The organism is Occultella glacieicola, from assembly GCF_004353825.1.
GTDB lineage: Bacteria > Actinomycetota > Actinomycetes > Actinomycetales > Beutenbergiaceae > Occultella > Occultella glacieicola.
The window spans coordinates 173,281-188,505 of the sequence record NZ_SMNA01000008.1 but is presented as its reverse complement, the minus strand read 5'-3'; the positions used below and the strand labels follow the sequence as shown (position 1 = coordinate 188,505).

Genomic DNA, 15,225 nt, shown 5'->3' with positions numbered 1-15,225 from the left:
AGATCGTGCGCCCCGGCCCGATTCCGGTCGGGTCAGGCGCGCAACCGCGCGCCGAGCCGCTCGCCCGCGAGGGCCACGACGGCGTCCCGCACCTGCGCCGTGTCGGCGGCGGTGAGCGTGCGGTCGGCGGCCCGCAGGCGCAGCGAGAACGCCATCGAGGCCTTGCCCTCACCCACGGACTCGCCCGTGTAGATGTCGAAGAGGTGCACGTCCTCGGCCAGGTCGCCGGCGCCCTCCCGCACGGCGGCGAGCACGTCCGCGACCGGCGTGCCGGCGTCGACGACCAGCGCGATGTCCTCCTTCGCGGCCGGGAACGTCGACAGCGGCGGGATCTGCTTCGGCTCGCTCGGCGCGGCGTCGAACAGGGCGTCCAGGTCCACCTCGAACGCCACCGTGCGGGCCGGCAGGCCCAGCGCCGCCGTGACCTTCGGGGCGAGTTCGCCCGCGTGGCCCAGCAGGACGCCGTCGGGCGTGGTGAACCGCGCGCACCGGCCCGGGTGCCAGGGCAGGGACTCGGTGTCCGCCTCGACGACGGGCGTGACGCCGGTCGCCTGCGCGATCCGGTGCACGAGCGCGATGGCGTCGGCGTGATCGGCCCGCCGGGCCTGCGTGTACACGCCGGGCGGGACCAGGCTGCCGGCCAGGACGCCGGCCACCCGCAGCGGCTGCGCGGGCACGGCGGCCCGGATCGCGTCCAGGTCCGCATCGCTCGGGCGGACCCCGGTGGGCGGAAGCGGCGACGGGTGGCCGGCGCCGTCCGGTCGGGTGACCATGCCGATCTCGTAGATCGCGACGTCGGTCAGTCCACGGCCGACGTTGCGCACCGCGGCATCGACCAGCGTGTGCAGCAGCGAGGTCCGCAGGTACGGCATCGCCTCCGACAGCGGGTTCGCCAGCCGCACGGCGCGGCGCCGTGGATCACCCTCGGGCAGCGCCAGGTCGTCGTGCCGTGAGGAGGCCATGAACGGGTAGGTGAGCACCTGGGTGAGACCGGAGTCGGCGAGCAGGCTCGCCACCCGGCGCCGGCGGCGCTGCGTGAGGCTGAGCCCGCGACCACCCGGCGGTGCGGCCGGAAGCACCGAGGGCACCCGGTCGTAGCCCTGCAGGCGCACGACCTCCTCGACGAGGTCGGCCGGCTCGGTCAGGTCGGCCCGCCAGGTCGGCGGGGTGACCAGCAGCTCGGCGCCGCCGGTGACCACCAGAGCGCCCAGCGACTCGAGGGTGGCGATCACCGTCTCGGCCGAGTACTCGACCCCGACCAGCCGACCCGGCAGGGTGACGTCGATCGCGATCGGTTCGGGCGCCGTCGTGCGGTCGAGGTCGGTGACCCCGGCATCGGGTGAGCCGCCGGCGAACTGCACGAGCAGGTCGACGACGCGCTGCGCGGCGACCGCCTGCAGCGCGGTGTCCACGCCCCGTTCGAACCGCTTGGCGGCCTCGCTGGGCAGCTTGTGCCGTCGGGCGCTGCGGGCCACCGAGATCTGGTCGAAGTGGGCCGCCTCGATGAGCACGTCCGTGGTCGCGTCCGTCACCTCTGTGTCGGCACCGCCCATCACTCCGGCGATGCCGAGGATGCGCGACCCGGGTGCGTCCGGGGAGTCGGTGATCAACAGATCCTCGGCGTCCAGGGTGCGGGTGACGTCGTCCAGGGTGGTGAGCCGCTCCCCCGCCCGGGCCCGGCGCACCACGATCGGGGCGGCCAGCGTGGCCAGGTCGTAGGCGTGCAGCGGCTGACCGAGGTCGAGCATCACGTAGTTCGTGATGTCCACCGCCAGGGAGATCGGGCGCATCCCGGCCTGGCGCAGCCGGGTGGCCATCCAGTCCGGGGTCGGCGCGGTGGTGTCGACGCCGCGGACGATCCGGGCGACGAACCGGTCCGCGCCGGGCACCCCGTGGATCGGGGCGTCGTCGGCGAGTTCGACGGCGAAGCCCGCGTCGTTGCCGGACGGCAGGTCCGGGCCCGGCAGCCCGTGGTCGGTGAATGCGGCGCCGGTGGAGTGGCCGTACTCGCGGGCCACCCCACGCACGCTGAAGCAGTAGCCGCGGTCCGGGGTCACATTGATCTCGAGGACCTCCTCGCCGAGGCCGAGCAACGCGATGGCGTCGGTGCCCGGCGCGGGCGCGTCCTCGAGCACGATGATGCCCTCGTGTCCCTCGCCGAGGCCGAGCTCGCTCTCGGAGCAGATCATCCCGTCGGAGACGTGGCCGTACGTCTTGCGGGCCGCGATCGCGAAGTCGCCGGGCAGCACGGCGCCGGGCAGGGCGACCACCACGGAGTCACCCGCAGCGAAGTTGTGGGCGCCGCAGACGATCCCACGGCCGGAGCCGTCGGCGTTGTTGTGGGCGCCGACGTCCACCCGGCACCAGTTGATGGTCTTGCCGTTCTTCTGCGGCTCGGGGTTCACCTCGAGCACCCGGCCGACCACGAGCGGGCCGGTCACCCCCGCGGCGTGCACCGCCTCCTCCTCCAGGCCGACCCGGACCAGGTCCGCGGCCAGCTGGGCGGCTGTGGTGCCCACGGGGATCTCGACGTGGTCGCGGAGCCAGCTCGGCACGACGTACGGCATCAGCGCTGTCCTTCCTGGGAGAAGCGGATATCGCCCTCGATGATGTCGTGCATGTCCGTGATGTCGTGGCGCAGCATCAGGGTGCGCTCGATGCCCATCCCGAACGCGAACCCGGAATAGACGTCCGGGTCGATGCCGCAGGCCCGCAGCACGTTCGGGTTGACCATGCCGCAGCCGCCCCACTCGATCCAGCCCGGGCCGCCCTTCTTCGCCGGGAACCACAGGTCCATCTCGGCGCTCGGTTCGGTGAACGGGAAGAACGAGGGCCGCAGCCGGGTCTTCGCCTCGGGGCCGAACATGGCCCGGGCGAAGTGGTCGAGGGTCCCAGTCAGGTTCGCCATGGTCAGGCCCTTGTCCACCGCCAGGCCCTCGACCTGGTGGAACACCGGCGTGTGCGTCGCGTCGAGCTCGTCGGTGCGGAACACCTTGCCCGGGCAGGCGATGTACACCGGCAGGTCCCGGGTGAGCAGCGTGCGGGCCTGCACCGGGGAGGTGTGCGTGCGCAGCACCAGATGCTCGGCGGCGCTCGCGGGATCGATGAAGAACGTGTCCTGCATCTGCCGGGCCGGATGGTCCGGGCCGAAGTTCAGCGCGTCGAAGTTGAACCACTCGTGTTCGAGCTCGGGCCCCTCGGCGATCTCCCAGCCCATCCCGACGAAGAAGTCGGCGACCTCGTCCATCAGGGAGTCGAGGGGGTGCCGGGAGCCGAGCGGGGCGCGGTCGACGGGGATCGTCACGTCGACGGCCTCGGTGCGCAGCACCTGCTCGTCGCGCTCGGCCTCGAGTTCGCCCTGGCGGGCGGCGATGGCGGCGTTCAACCGACCACGCGAGGAGCCGACGAGCTTGCCGGCGGTCGCCTTGTCCGCCGGGGCGAGGGCGCCGATGGCGCGGTTGGCGAGGGCGAGCGGGCTCTTGTCCCCGGTGTGGGCGATGCGGACGCCGGCGAGCGCGTCCAGCGAGTCGGCTCCGGCGACGGCCTCCAGGGCGGCGGTCAGTGCCACCCCGACGGCGTCGGCATCGAGCGGGGAGGGTGTTTCGGGGGTGGGCATGCGAACCTTCCGGGACGTGTGGGGACCACTGGGAGTGTAGAGGCGCCCGCCCCGGGCATGACGATCGGCGATCGTCGGTGGGCTCAGCCGGCGTGCAGCGGCCCGGAGGCGGGCCAACTAAATCGACGCGTGAGCATGGGGCAATCCTGGCACACCGGCCGGCGTTGCCCAAGGCCTTTGTAGGTTGCTAGCATGTTCGCATGACAGAGGAGAAGGCCGCGAAGGCCCAGTTCAACGTCTACCTCCCGCCGGAGCTCATCCGGGCGGTCAAGCATCGCTCGATCGACGACGGCCTCAGCCTGTCCGCGTTCGTCCAGCGAGCCCTGGAGACCTACCTGAAGGAGCACGACCGATGAGTCTGCGCGTCCGCCCGATCCGGTACACCGCGCATCCCGCGCCGTGGGTCGCCCTGGTCACGGCACTCGGCGCGGAGCAGGTCCTCGACGAGGGCGACTGGCAGCTCTTCGCGCTCGCCGGTGGCGGCGTCGCGATCCACGCCATGCCCGACGGCGACCCGTCGGTCGGGAGCACGCAGTTGCGATTCGTGGTCGCGGACCTGGATGCGGCGCTGCGCGCCGCCGCCGCCGCTCTGGACGGGCTCGGTCTGAGCCCGAGCGTGACCACCGAGGACTTCGGCCGCTACGCCACGATCGCCGCGGCCGACGGGCAGCACGTGTACCTGGACGAGAACTCCGACCTGACCGGCCGCACGGCCCTCGCCGCCGCGGCACCGGCGGAGGTGCTGCCGCTCTGGTACACCGGGGACGTCCCGGGCGGCGTCCGGGCGCTCACGGCGCTCGGGCTGGAAGAGCGGATCCGGTCCGACTCCGGCGAGTGGGTGGACCTGAGGGCCCCCGGCGGTGGGCTGTTCGCGGTCCACGGCGCCGGCTCGGTGGGGGCGGTGCTCTCGTTCGAGCATCCGGACGTGCGCGCCCTGGCCGAGCGGGTGAACGACGCCGGCATCGTCGCGGACGTGGTCGACGAGAACTATGGGCTGTCCCTGCAGATCGCCAACCCCGACTCCCCCGACGACCTGCGCACCCGGATCTGGGTGAACCAGACCCAGAAGGACCTGTACGGGTACCGCCGGCTCGGCTGACCGATCCACCCGCCCGGCCGCCCGCCCGGCCGCCAATTGTCCTTGCCCCATCCGGCCGCCGGAGGCAGGCTCGGAGCATGGTCACCCGCGACGAGGTCGGTCAGGAGCTCCCGGAGCGCAGGTTCGGCTGGTGGGACATGTTCGTGCCCGAGGAGGAGGATCCGCGCCAGGACGGCGGCTTCGAGAACACCGAGCGGGCCATGCTGCTCGGCTTCCTGAGCGACTACCGGCTCACCCTCGAGCTGAAGTGCGCCGGGCTCGATCCGGCCGGTCTCGCGAAGGCGTCCGTGCCGCCGTCGGATCTCTCCCTGCTCGGACTGGTGCGCCACCTCGCAGGTGTGGAGCGGAGTTGGTTCCGTCGCATCCTCGCCGGGGAGGAGGTACCGGCGCCCTACGTGGTCGACGGCATCGACACCGAGTTCAGCGGCGCGGTCGCCGACGCCGCCGTGGTCGAGGAGGCGTGGGCCACATGGCGCGCGGAGGTCGCGAACTCGGAGGCGTTCGTCGCCGCCCACGACGACCTCGGCTGGATCGGTGCGGACGGGCAGACCCCGCTACGTCAGGTGCTGATCCACATGATCGAGGAGTACTCCCGGCACTGCGGCCATGCGGACCTGATCCGGGAACGGGTCGACGGACGCGTGGGTCAGTAGGCCAGTGGGTGCGGGCGGCCCGGGTCCGCCCACGGTCCCACGGATGCTACGACCGTGGTGGGAGGTGGCAGCGCGAGCAGGCGTGAGAACCTTGGGTCGAAGGCGACCGCCGCACCTGCGCTGACATCGCCGGCCCGATCCTCCGAGGAGTTCCATGCGCGCGCTTGCCCACCTCCCCATGCAGACGGGCGACCCCGCCGCCGAGTACGAGGGGTTCATCGGGTGGGTGCTCTCGTTGATGACGACCGTGGGCGAGGTCGGCGTGGGGCTCGCGGTGCTGATCGAGACGTTCTTCCCGCCGATCCCCTCCGAGGCGATCCTGCCCGGCGCCGGCTTCCTCGCCTACGCGGGCCGGATGAACTTCTGGTGGGCCCTGTTCGCGGCGACGCTGGCCGGCTTGATCGGCGGTTGGATCTGGTACGGCCTGGGCGCCGCGCTGGGCCGGAACCGGACCCGCTGGATCTTCGAGAAGATGCCGCTGGTCGAGGTGGCCGACTTCGACAAGGCCGAGGCGTTCTTCTCCCGCTGGGGCGGGGTCGCGGTCTTCACCGGGCGGTGCGTACCGCTGGTCCGCTCGTTCATCTCGATCCCCGCAGGGATCGAGCGGATGGCCCTGTGGAAGTTCTCGCTGTACACATTCCTCGGGTCGCTGATCTGGAACACGATCTGGATCGGCCTGGGCTTCGCGTTCGGCCCGGCCATCGAGCCGGTGCTCGAGCGCTGGAGCGGGGTCATCTCGAACCTCGTGCTCATCGCGATCGCGGGCCTGATCGTGTGGTTCGTCATCGTCCGGCTGCGCAAACGTGCCCGGCTCGCCCACGAGGCCACCACGACCGAGGAGAACACCGACGACGCCGCCGAGGACCGGCCGCGGTGAGTCCCGCGCCACTGTCAGTCGGGTACGCCCCGAGTCAGTCGGCGGGCCCCGACTGATTCGAGGGCTGGAGCACTGACAGGACGCGGCTGTCCCGCCCGGCGAGGTCGGAACGCACTCGCCGAGTCTCGCGTGGCCGCGCTGCGAGACGGTTTGGCGACGCCCGGCACCCGGGAACTACGCTGGTCGCCATGGCCACCGAACCCGCCCCCATCTCGTTCGCCCGCGGCGCCCCCTCCCTCGACATCATCGACACCGAGGGGCTGCGCGCCGCCGCCGACCGTGCGTTCACCACGGACCCGGCCGGCACGTTCGCCTACGGCACCTCGGTCGGCTACAAGCCGCTGCGCGCCTGGATCGCGGAGCGGCATGGCGTGTCCGAGAACCAGGTGCTGGTCACGAACGGCTCCATGCAGGCGGACGCGTTCCTGTTCGAGACCCTCGTCTCCGCCGGTGACACGGTGGTCGTGGAGCGACCGTCCTACGACCGCACCCTGCTCTCCCTGAAGGGCCGCCAGGCGGACCTGCGCGCGCTCGAACTGGAGGAGGACGGCGTCAACGTGCGCGCGTTCGCCGACCTGCTCGCCGGCGGCACCGACGTGCGCCTGGCCCACCTGATCCCGAACTTCCAGAACCCGGCCGGGTACTCCCTGTCCGGGGACAAGCGCCGCGCCCTGGTGGCGCTCGCCCGGGAGTACGACGTCACGATCTTCGAGGACGACCCCTACGTCGAGCTCCGGTTCTCCGGCGAGTCCCAGCCCACGATGCTCTCGCTGTCCACCTCCGGCGAGGTCGTCTACGCGTCCTCCTTCTCCAAGACCGTCTGCCCGGGGATCCGGGTCGGCTACCTGGTCGGCGACGAGGACCTGATCGCGAAGATCGCGAAGCTCGCCACCGGCACCTACATCTCCCCGAACATGGTCGCCCAGTCGATCGTGAACGAGTTCGTGCGCGGCGGGTCCTTCGAGACCTCCATCGCGACCGTGAAGACGGCGCTCGCCGAGCGGGCCGCGCGGCTCGCCGACGGGCTGCGCGCGCAGATCCCGGACGCGAGGTTCGTGGACCCCGAGGGTGGCTACTTCCTCTGGGTGGAGTTCCCCGAGGGCACCGACGGCGACGCCCTGTTCGACGCGGCCGCTGCCCGTGGTCTGGCGATCGTCAAGGGCAGCGACTTCCTGCTCGACGGCGCGAAGAACTCGATCCGGATCGCCTACTCCGGCGTCACCCCGGACGAGATCGACGAGGGCGTCACCCGCCTCGCGCAGGCGTACGCCTCCCTCTAGCCCGACAGTCCACGCACTGCCCGACGGCGGCGCTCACCTCCCGAGGTGAGCGCCGCCGTCGGCGTTCTCCCTCCTACGGGACGCCCGCTCCCCCACTCGGGGGAGCCGCGCACCGGGTGGTCGGCGCGATCGTGGCAGCACGCTGCTACGAGAGGAGGGGCACCATGCCCCGGACAACCCCGGTCGTGATCGACCACGATCCCCGCGCCGCGGGGGTCCCGACCGCATCCCGCATCCCGGTCCTGCTGGCCGGCATCGGTTCGCTGGCGGTGACCGCCCTGTGTCTGCTGTTCCTGGCCCGGCCCGGCATCAACCAGTACACGGCGGACAACGGCGTGCTCGCCACGGCCCTGCTGTCGCCGACCGCGATGACGGCCACGCTCGCGGCGCTCGGTGGCCTCGGGGTGCTCGCCGCCGGCTCCCGGCTGATCGGCCGGTCCCCGGCCGCGCTCACGACTGCCGTCGGCGCCGTCAGTGCGGTGGTGTTCGGCGTCCTCGCCCAGGGCACCGGCACCCTCAGTACGTTCGGCTACGTGGTCGCCTGGGCGCTGCCGCTCGTGCTGATCACCCTCTGGATCCTCGCCTTCCGTGCCTACCGGGGCGCCCGACCGATGCTGCTGGTGGTGGCCGTGGCTCTCGTCATCGGTGGGATCGTCATCCGTGGAGCCCTGGCCGGCTACGTCGAGACGATGGCCCCCATGCTTCCGGGCATCCAGTGGACGATCGCGTCCGTGGTGCTGCCCCTGCTCGCGGCGGTGGCCTGGGGTGCCCTGCTGATCCGGGATGCCCGCGCCGACGGCCGTGGCCGCCGCGCGACGGCGTGGGTGACGCGGCACCGGGTGCTGTTCACGGCGCTGGCCGCGCTCGGCCCACTGCCGTACGCCGTCATCCGGTTGACCTGGCTGACCCCGTGGCCGCAGTTCGGCGGGCCGGTGGCCGAGCTGGATCCGAGCGTCCGCGTCCAGGGCCTCATGCTCGGCGCGGCCGGTTGGTTCGGCTTCGTGCTCACCCTCGGGCTGATCGCCCGCTGGGGCGAGCGGCTGCCCCGCTGGTTCCCCGGCGGCTCCGGCGCGACCGACCGGCCGGTGCACCCGCTCGCGGCGATCATCCCCGGTGGGCTCGTCGCCCTGATGCTGTGCGGGGCCGCCGTGCCGCTGCTGCTCATGATGGGCCTGCAGGGCGCACTGATCTTCCCGGCCTGGTTCTGGGGGCCGATGCTCGGCCTGGCCGTCTGGGGTTACGCCGGGCACCGGTACGGGCTCGGCGAGCGCGCGTCCGCGTAGGCTGACGGCCATGGCGAAGACTCCAGCGGCCACCGTCGAGGTCGGCACGCGCGAGGTGCGGGTGTCCAGTCCGGACCGGGTCGTCTATGAGGCGACATCTGCGACCCCGGCGATCACCAAGCTGGAGGTCTGCCGCTACTTCGCGGCGGTCGGTGACGCGCTGATGCGGGTCGTCGGCGAGCGGCCGACCGCCATGGAGCGCTGGCCCGACGGCTGGCGCGAGGGCATGCGGCTGGCCGTCGGCCCGCAGGACCGGGATGCCGACGGCTTCTACCAGAAGCGGCTGCCCCGCGGCGCACCGGACTTCGTGGAGACGGTGCGGATCGCGTTCCCGAGCGGCCGGACGGCGGACGAGCTCTGTCCGACCGAGCCCGCCGCGCTGGTCTGGGCCGGGCACATGGGTGCGCTCACGTTCCACCCCTGGCCGGTGCGCCGGCCCGACGTCGACCACCCCGACGAGCTCCGGCTGGATCTGGACCCGCAGCCGGGCACGGGTTTCGCCGACGCCCAGCGGGTGGCCGACGTGACCCGGGAGTTGCTCGAGGAGCTCGGCCTGCGCGGCTACCCCAAGACCAGTGGGAACCGTGGCGTGCACATCTTCGTGCGGATCCAACCGAACTGGACCTTCGACGAGGTGCGGCATGCGGCGATCGGCCTCGGACGCGAGCTGGAGCGGCGCGACGGCGGGGTCACCACGGCCTGGTGGAAGGAGGAACGCGGGTCCCGGCTGTTCCTGGACTACAACCAGAACCTGCGGGACCGGACGATCGCGAGCGCCTGGAGCCTGCGGGCCCGGCCGGGCGCCCCAGTCAGCACGCCGATGACCTGGGCGGGTCTCGCCGAGGTCGGGGACCCGCGCGACTTCAACCTGACCACCGTGCCGGACTACCTCGCCGACGGCGACCCGTGGGCCGACATGGACGACCGGGCCTACTCGATCGAGCCGCTGCTGCGGCTCTGGGAGGAGCTGCCCGGCGGCGAGCTGAACTGGCCGCCGGACTACCCGAAGCAGCCCGGCGAGCCCCCTCGGGTGCAGCCGAGCAAGAAGGTCGCCGAGCACTGGGACTCCGACGGCAACCGGATCGAGCAGTGACCGGCCGGGCTCGGTGATCGCGACCGCTGATCGAGGTCAGTGATCGAGGTCGACCGCGACCACCGTGGCCTCGGGCGAGTACGCGGGCAGGTCCGCGAGCCGGCCGGCGTACTTGGCCTGCCAGGCGGTCTGGGCCCGGCGACTCTCCGCCTCGTCGGTCACGAGGCGGGCGCGCCCGGGCAGCACGGTGCGCCGATGACGGACCTCGACCACCGGTTCGGCACGGACGTTGCGGACCCAGTCGGTCCCGGGGCCTCGGGCCAGCACGAACACCGTGTCCCCGGCGAGCACGAACCACACCGAGACCACATGGGGGCGCCCGGACCGCCGCCCGGTCGTGAGCAGGCGGCAACTGGCTGCCGTGGACAGTGCGGAGCGATTCACCGTCGGCGATCAGGGACTGCCGGTCACGAGGCCGGCCAGCGGATCCAGCAGTACACGCTCGGGTCGCTGTAGACCCGCACCTGCTCGGTCTCGGCCGGGCAGCCGGACTCGTCGTCGGTGTCCTCGAGGATCGCGGCGAGCTGGTAGCCGGAGTCCTCCTCGCAGTCGGCGAGTCCCGAGAAGTCCGTCCAGGCGCAGTCACCCACCGCGCCCAACAGGCGCAGGCACACCGACGTCCCCTCGTCCTCGAACGTCAGGTAGATGTCGCCGTCCGGCTGGTCGGCACACACAGTGTCGTCGGTGGTGTCGGCAACCGCGAGGACCGACCACTTCGCCTCCGCGTCGGCGCACTCGACGACGTTCATGTCATCCGCACCGCTCGCCTCGACCAGACAGTCCCCGGGCACCGCCGTCGTCGGGCCGGCACCGTCGGAACAGCCGGCCAGCACCAGCAGCACCCCGACCAGGAAGGTCATCACCACGCCTCGTCGCGCTCTCGACATCCCACGCCCCCGCATTCGTCTCGGCAGGCCGTCGGTGACCCGCGATGCGCCGCACACTAGCGCGACCGTCGCGACCGCACCACAGGTCCGGGCGCCGGCGCTCCGGACCGCGCCGTTCGGGACGGCCCGTTCACCACCGCACCCGCACGTCGGCGAACCGGCGCAGGATCTCGCGCTCGCCGGACTCGACGATCTCCGCACCACGGTTCCAGAGTCCGAGGTACAACTGCGCCGCGGTGCCGGTGAGCTCGGCGTCGACCTCACCGGCGGCGCCTCGCGTGGTCACCAGCGGACCGTCGCCGACCCGGACGGTCCAGTTCGCGACGGCGTCCGACGGCCGCACGGCGAAGGCGAACATCTCACCTCCGTAGAGCGGGCTCGTCTTCGTACCCCGAGGGACGAACCCGCGCAGCAGTTCGTCGATGCCATCGGCGGCGAGCTCGACGGGCAGGCCGGCCTCGGCGGCCGTCGGCACCCTGCCGAGGGCGGCCGCGAGCGCGTCGACGGCGTGGATGGTGGTCTCGTGCGCCTGGCGCCGGGCCCAGAACCGCCGCGGCGGTGGCGCGTCGTCGAGGAAGGTCATCGCCCTCAGGTCGTCGTCGGCCCCGGTGATCGCGGAGACCAGGGCCTCGGCCCCCTCCCGCAGGTAGCCGCGCAGGTCCGGGACCTCCGCGAGGATCCGGGTCTGCGTGATCGGGGGCCGGGACCCCTCACCGCGCACGTTCGCGGCCGCCCACCGGTGCACCATCGCCTGGTGCGCCAGGAGCTTGTCCGCGGTCCACGCCGGGCAGGTCGGCACCCCGGCGTCCGGACCGGACCGGGCATGCTCGGCGAGCATCCGGTCGGCACCCGCCGCGATCGCGTTCAGGTGCTCGTCGAGAGCCAGGTCCGTCTGCCCGCCAGCCACGCTGCCTACCTCGCCAGCACGGCGTCCAGGTCGTAGGCGACCGCCCGGTCCACCTGGTCGATCAGGCAGGACTCCGGGTCCCGGTCCGGGCGCCAGCGCAGGAAGGTCACCGAGTGCCGGAACCGCCACCCCTCCAGCTGGTCGAACGCGACCTCGACCACCCGTTCCGGACGCAACCGCACGAACGAGACGTCCTTGCTGGCGCTGAACCGGGACCGGTCGGTCTCGCCGCGCACGGCCGCGCCGTCGTCACCGCGCGCCACGAGCTCGTCCAGTTCGTCCACGAGTTCGAGGCGCCGGGCGTTCGTGAACGCCGAGATGCCGCCGACGTTCACCAGGCTCCCGTCCTCGGTGTACATGCCGAGCAGCAACGACCCGACGCCCTGCCCGCTCTTGTGCACGCGGTAGCCCACGAGCACCGCGTCCGCCGTGCGGGCGTGCTTGATCTTGAGCATCGTGCGCTTGCCGGGCGCGTACGGCTGCGCGAGCGGCTTGGCGACGACACCGTCGAGCCCCGCCCCCTCGAACCGCTCGAACCAGTCGTTCGCGACCGCGTCGTCACCGGTGACCCGGGTGAGGTGGATCGGCGCACCCGGGGACACGGCGTCGAACATGGCCTCGAGGCGTGCCCGCCGCACCGAGAACGCCTCGCCCATGAGATCGTCGTCGCCGAGCGCGAGCAGGTCGAACGCCACGAACTCCGACGGCGTCTCCGCGGCCAGGCGTCGCACCCTCGAGTCCGCGGGATGGATCCGCTGCGAGAGCGCCTCCCAGTCCAACCGCTGGCTGCCCGCCTCCCCCGAGCGGACCACGATCTCGCCGTCCACGGCGCACCGGGACGGCAGGTGCGCCGTGACCGCTTCGACGAGTTCGGGGAAGTACCGCGTCAGCGGCTTGCTGCCCCGGGAGGCGATCTCCACCTCGTCGCCGTCGCGCAGGATGATGCCGCGGAACCCGTCCCACTTCGGTTCGTAGGAGTAGCCGCCCTCGACGGCGTCCGGTGCGGGCACCGCCTTGACGGCCTTCGCGAGCATCGGGGTGACGGGCAGGTCGATCGGCAGGCGCATCCGCCCAGTCTGCCGTGACCGGGGCCCGACGGCGAGGGTCAGGTGCCGTAGCCGCGCAGCGGAAACCTGTCGATCACCTCGTGCAACGGCCCGCCGCCGGGGCCCGCGCCGAGCTGGGAGGCCACCAGCTCGACCTCCTCGGCCACCCAGGCCGGCCCGGAGTACACCGAGAGCACGCGGGCGAGGGCGTGCAGATCGACGTCCGCGGCCCGGCGTGAGCGACGCGCCACACTCAGGTGCGCCCGCCGGCGGTCACGCTCCTGCGCGTACGGCAGGCCGTCGGCTGCGGCCATGAGCGCCAGCAACCGCGGCAGGTCGCCGGTACCCGGGCCGCCGGTGCCACCATCGCCGACCCCCACCCAGAGCGAGCGGCCCGCGAACTCCCCCGCCCCGCGCAGTCGCAGCTCCAGCGGCGCGAAGCCGGCCACCACCCGCGCCAGCGGCCCCTCGAGATCGGAGGCTGCGCCGCCGGGCACCTCCCCGAAGAACGCGACGGTGACGTGCTGCTGCTCGGTCGGCACCCACCGCAGCGGCGAGCCGGCGCCGATCCGCAGCGCGGTGGTCGCCGCACCGAGCTGCGCGAGCACTGGCACCGGCGGACGGATCGCGGCGAACAACCTCATGCGCCCTGCCGGCGAGCCCGCCGGGTGCCCACGATCACCCCGATCGTCACGCCGACCGCGGCGACCGCGACGACGATCGCGGCGATCACCCACCCGTTCACGCTCGCCGGTTCGGGCAGCGCCTCGGGTCGCTCGACGGCGGCCTCGGCCAACGTGAGGTCGAGCACGGTCGCGTTCGTGCTGATCGCCACCGATCCGCGGCAACCGCCGTCGGAGTCGGGCAGGCACAATTCCAGGTGGAGGTCGAGGCCGACCTCGGCGCTCAACCCCACGGCGCGGGCGGACCCCGTCCCCTCGTCGACCTCGTGAACGCTGCCGATCGTGACCTCGATCGCGCCGTCGGCGCTGATCGCCGAGCCGATGAACCGGGTGATCGAGGACAGTCCCGGGAACTGCTCCTCGAGCAGGTCCAGGACCTGGTCGGTGCTGAGCGCCAGGTCCAGGTCGACGAACTCGCCGTCCGGGATGGTGACGGACGAGCCGAACACCGACAGGCTGGTGACGGCCGCATCCGCGGTGGGCGCCTCGGTCGGGTGGGTCGTGGCCGAGGCCGTCACCGGGCCGACGTCGAGCACCTCGTAGGCGAACAGGGTCACGTTCGCGCCACCGACGCCGGACCGGGCCGACAGGGTCTCGTTCTCGACCCGCGCGGTGTCCGCCGTGACCGCCTCGATGACCACGAGGTCGGCGACGGAGACCGGCCCGACGGCGTCGGACTCGGTGCCGCTGGGCTCCGCCGGGGTGCCGACCTGCACGCGCGTGACCGTCTGGCCGCGCAGGATCGGGTCCTCGGTGAGCAGGTCGATGACGGGTTGCAGCGCGCCGATCGCGCCCGTCGTGGTGACGGTCAGGTCCACCTCGGAGGCGATGGCGTCCACCCCGGTCGCGCTCGCAGCTCCGCCGGTGGTGGCGCGGGCGGGCGGCGCGCCGGTCGCGGCCAGGGCCAGCAGCACGAGGGCGACGAGGGCGGTGAGGGCGGCGCGTGTGCTGCGAGGACGGGCCGTCATTCCTCGATGCTATCCGGCGGTCAGCGCCCACTCGGTCGTGCGGTGCCGTGGGATGCCCCCGTGGCGGGCCGCCATCGGGTGGGAGTCGGGGTTGCGCAGGTCGGTCTCGGTCAGGATCTCGGTGACCGCGCGCCCGCGCAGGATGGTGGCGACGGCGCCGAGCAGCCCGGCCGCGAGCCGGGTGCGCCGCCACTGCGGCACCACCCCGAGGCAGCCCAGCCGGGGCCGGGGGCGGCGGTACCAGACGCGGATCAGGCCGTCGTAGGAACCGGAGCCGGTGTGCACGGCGATCAGGTACAGGAGCGGGTCGAACTCGTCGTCGGAGAGGGTCGCTCGCAGGTCCTCGACGGTGCCCGTCCAGTCCTCGGTCCCGGGGATCTGCTGCCGGACGATGTTGTCCAGGTCCCGCACGCGGTCCAGGTCGCAGCCGGTGACCGGGGTGAAGGTGTGCGCGGCACTCGTGATCGCCGTGGTCAGGCCGGCCACCGGGAGGTGCCAGACCTGCTCCGTGCGGACGGCGGTGAATCCCAGGTCCGCGAGCGGCGCGTCCCAGGAGCCCTCGGTCGCGCTGACAAGAAGCCGGTCGACGGCGCCCGGCCGGCCGGCGAGCAGCGCCGGCCAGGACTCGGTCCGGTCGGGCAGGCCCAGCTGCCACCGGCCGTCCGGGCGTCGCCAGGCGGTCGCCTCGACGTCACCGGACCGCCACGTCACGTAGTCCATGCCGGCCATGGTGGCAGGGCGACCGTGCACCCGGCCACGGGATTTGCCCGGTGCCGGCACCTCCGCGCAAACCGCGATCCGCGCCTCGGCACCTCGGCACTGTCGGCACCCTC

16 protein-coding genes are annotated in these 15,225 nt (G+C 72.9%); 7 read left to right on the top strand and 9 right to left on the bottom strand.

The genetic code is table 11. The features are described 5' to 3' along the window. Positions 1–32 precede the first annotated feature (32 nt). A complete protein-coding gene (gene pheT / locus EXU48_RS17415; RefSeq protein ID WP_133108944.1) occupies positions 33–2,567 on the bottom strand; it encodes a phenylalanine--tRNA ligase subunit beta in 2,535 nt (844 codons plus the stop codon). Next, a complete protein-coding gene (gene pheS / locus EXU48_RS17410) occupies positions 2,567–3,616 on the bottom strand; it encodes a phenylalanine--tRNA ligase subunit alpha (protein WP_133108943.1) in 1,050 nt (349 codons plus the stop codon). The genes pheT and pheS overlap by 1 nt, the downstream gene beginning before the upstream one ends. 200 nt (positions 3,617–3,816) lie before the next feature. Between pheS and EXU48_RS17405 the strand changes: the two genes are divergently transcribed. The 7 genes from EXU48_RS17405 to EXU48_RS17375 all read left to right on the top strand — a co-directional run bounded on the left by EXU48_RS17405 (position 3,817) and on the right by EXU48_RS17375 (position 9,901). Further along, complete coding sequence (locus tag EXU48_RS17405; protein ID WP_133108942.1) at positions 3,817–3,972, top strand: ribbon-helix-helix domain-containing protein; 156 nt, start codon at positions 3,817–3,819, stop codon at positions 3,970–3,972. After that, on the top strand, positions 3,969–4,715 hold the full coding sequence (locus tag EXU48_RS17400; RefSeq protein ID WP_133108941.1) for a hypothetical protein: 747 nt from the start codon (positions 3,969–3,971) through the stop codon (positions 4,713–4,715). Before EXU48_RS17405 ends, EXU48_RS17400 begins: the two co-directional genes overlap by 4 nt. 77 nt (positions 4,716–4,792) lie before the next feature. Then, positions 4,793–5,368, top strand: a complete 576-nt coding sequence (locus EXU48_RS17395; RefSeq protein WP_235857101.1) for a DinB family protein — start codon at positions 4,793–4,795, stop codon at positions 5,366–5,368. A 154-nt stretch (positions 5,369–5,522) separates the two neighbouring features. After that, complete coding sequence (locus EXU48_RS17390) at positions 5,523–6,245, top strand: DedA family protein (protein ID WP_207947798.1); 723 nt, start codon at positions 5,523–5,525, stop codon at positions 6,243–6,245. Between the two features lie 188 nt (positions 6,246–6,433). Beyond that, positions 6,434–7,525, top strand: coding sequence for an aminotransferase-like domain-containing protein (locus tag EXU48_RS17385; protein ID WP_133108940.1), 1,092 nt, complete (start codon positions 6,434–6,436; stop codon positions 7,523–7,525). Positions 7,526–7,689: 164 nt separating this feature from the next. Next, the gene (locus EXU48_RS17380; protein WP_133108939.1) at positions 7,690–8,808 is read left to right on the top strand and encodes a hypothetical protein; all 1,119 of its coding nucleotides are present in this window, start codon (positions 7,690–7,692) and stop codon (positions 8,806–8,808) included. Between the two features lie 10 nt (positions 8,809–8,818). After that, entirely contained in the window at positions 8,819–9,901 is a 1,083-nt protein-coding gene (locus EXU48_RS17375; RefSeq protein ID WP_133108938.1) for a DNA polymerase domain-containing protein, read from the top strand. Between the two features lie 36 nt (positions 9,902–9,937). Here EXU48_RS17375 and EXU48_RS17370 read toward each other — a convergent pair whose 3' ends face one another. The 7 genes from EXU48_RS17370 to EXU48_RS17340 form a co-directional block, all read right to left on the bottom strand. Beyond that, a complete protein-coding gene (locus EXU48_RS17370; RefSeq protein WP_133108937.1) occupies positions 9,938–10,285 on the bottom strand; it encodes a nitroreductase family deazaflavin-dependent oxidoreductase in 348 nt (115 codons plus the stop codon). A gap of 23 nt (positions 10,286–10,308) precedes the next feature. Further along, on the bottom strand, positions 10,309–10,761 hold the full coding sequence (locus EXU48_RS17365; protein WP_133108936.1) for an LppU/SCO3897 family protein: 453 nt from the start codon (positions 10,759–10,761) through the stop codon (positions 10,309–10,311). Positions 10,762–10,918: 157 nt separating this feature from the next. Then, complete coding sequence (locus EXU48_RS17360) at positions 10,919–11,695, bottom strand: maleylpyruvate isomerase family mycothiol-dependent enzyme (protein ID WP_207947797.1); 777 nt, start codon at positions 11,693–11,695, stop codon at positions 10,919–10,921. Between the two features lie 5 nt (positions 11,696–11,700). Further along, positions 11,701–12,762 carry an ATP-dependent DNA ligase gene (locus tag EXU48_RS17355; protein ID WP_133108935.1) on the bottom strand — a complete coding sequence of 354 codons (1,062 nt, stop codon included), beginning with the start codon at positions 12,760–12,762 and terminating at the stop codon, positions 11,701–11,703. Between the two features lie 38 nt (positions 12,763–12,800). Continuing rightward, positions 12,801–13,385, bottom strand: a complete 585-nt coding sequence (gene thpR / locus EXU48_RS17350; RefSeq protein ID WP_133108934.1) for an RNA 2',3'-cyclic phosphodiesterase — start codon at positions 13,383–13,385, stop codon at positions 12,801–12,803. After that, complete coding sequence (locus EXU48_RS17345) at positions 13,382–14,392, bottom strand: hypothetical protein (RefSeq protein WP_133108933.1); 1,011 nt, start codon at positions 14,390–14,392, stop codon at positions 13,382–13,384. Before EXU48_RS17345 ends, thpR begins: the two co-directional genes overlap by 4 nt. Before the next feature lie 9 nt (positions 14,393–14,401). After that, complete coding sequence (locus tag EXU48_RS17340) at positions 14,402–15,112, bottom strand: N-acetyltransferase (protein ID WP_133108932.1); 711 nt, start codon at positions 15,110–15,112, stop codon at positions 14,402–14,404. Between the last annotated feature and the right edge of the window lie 113 nt (positions 15,113–15,225).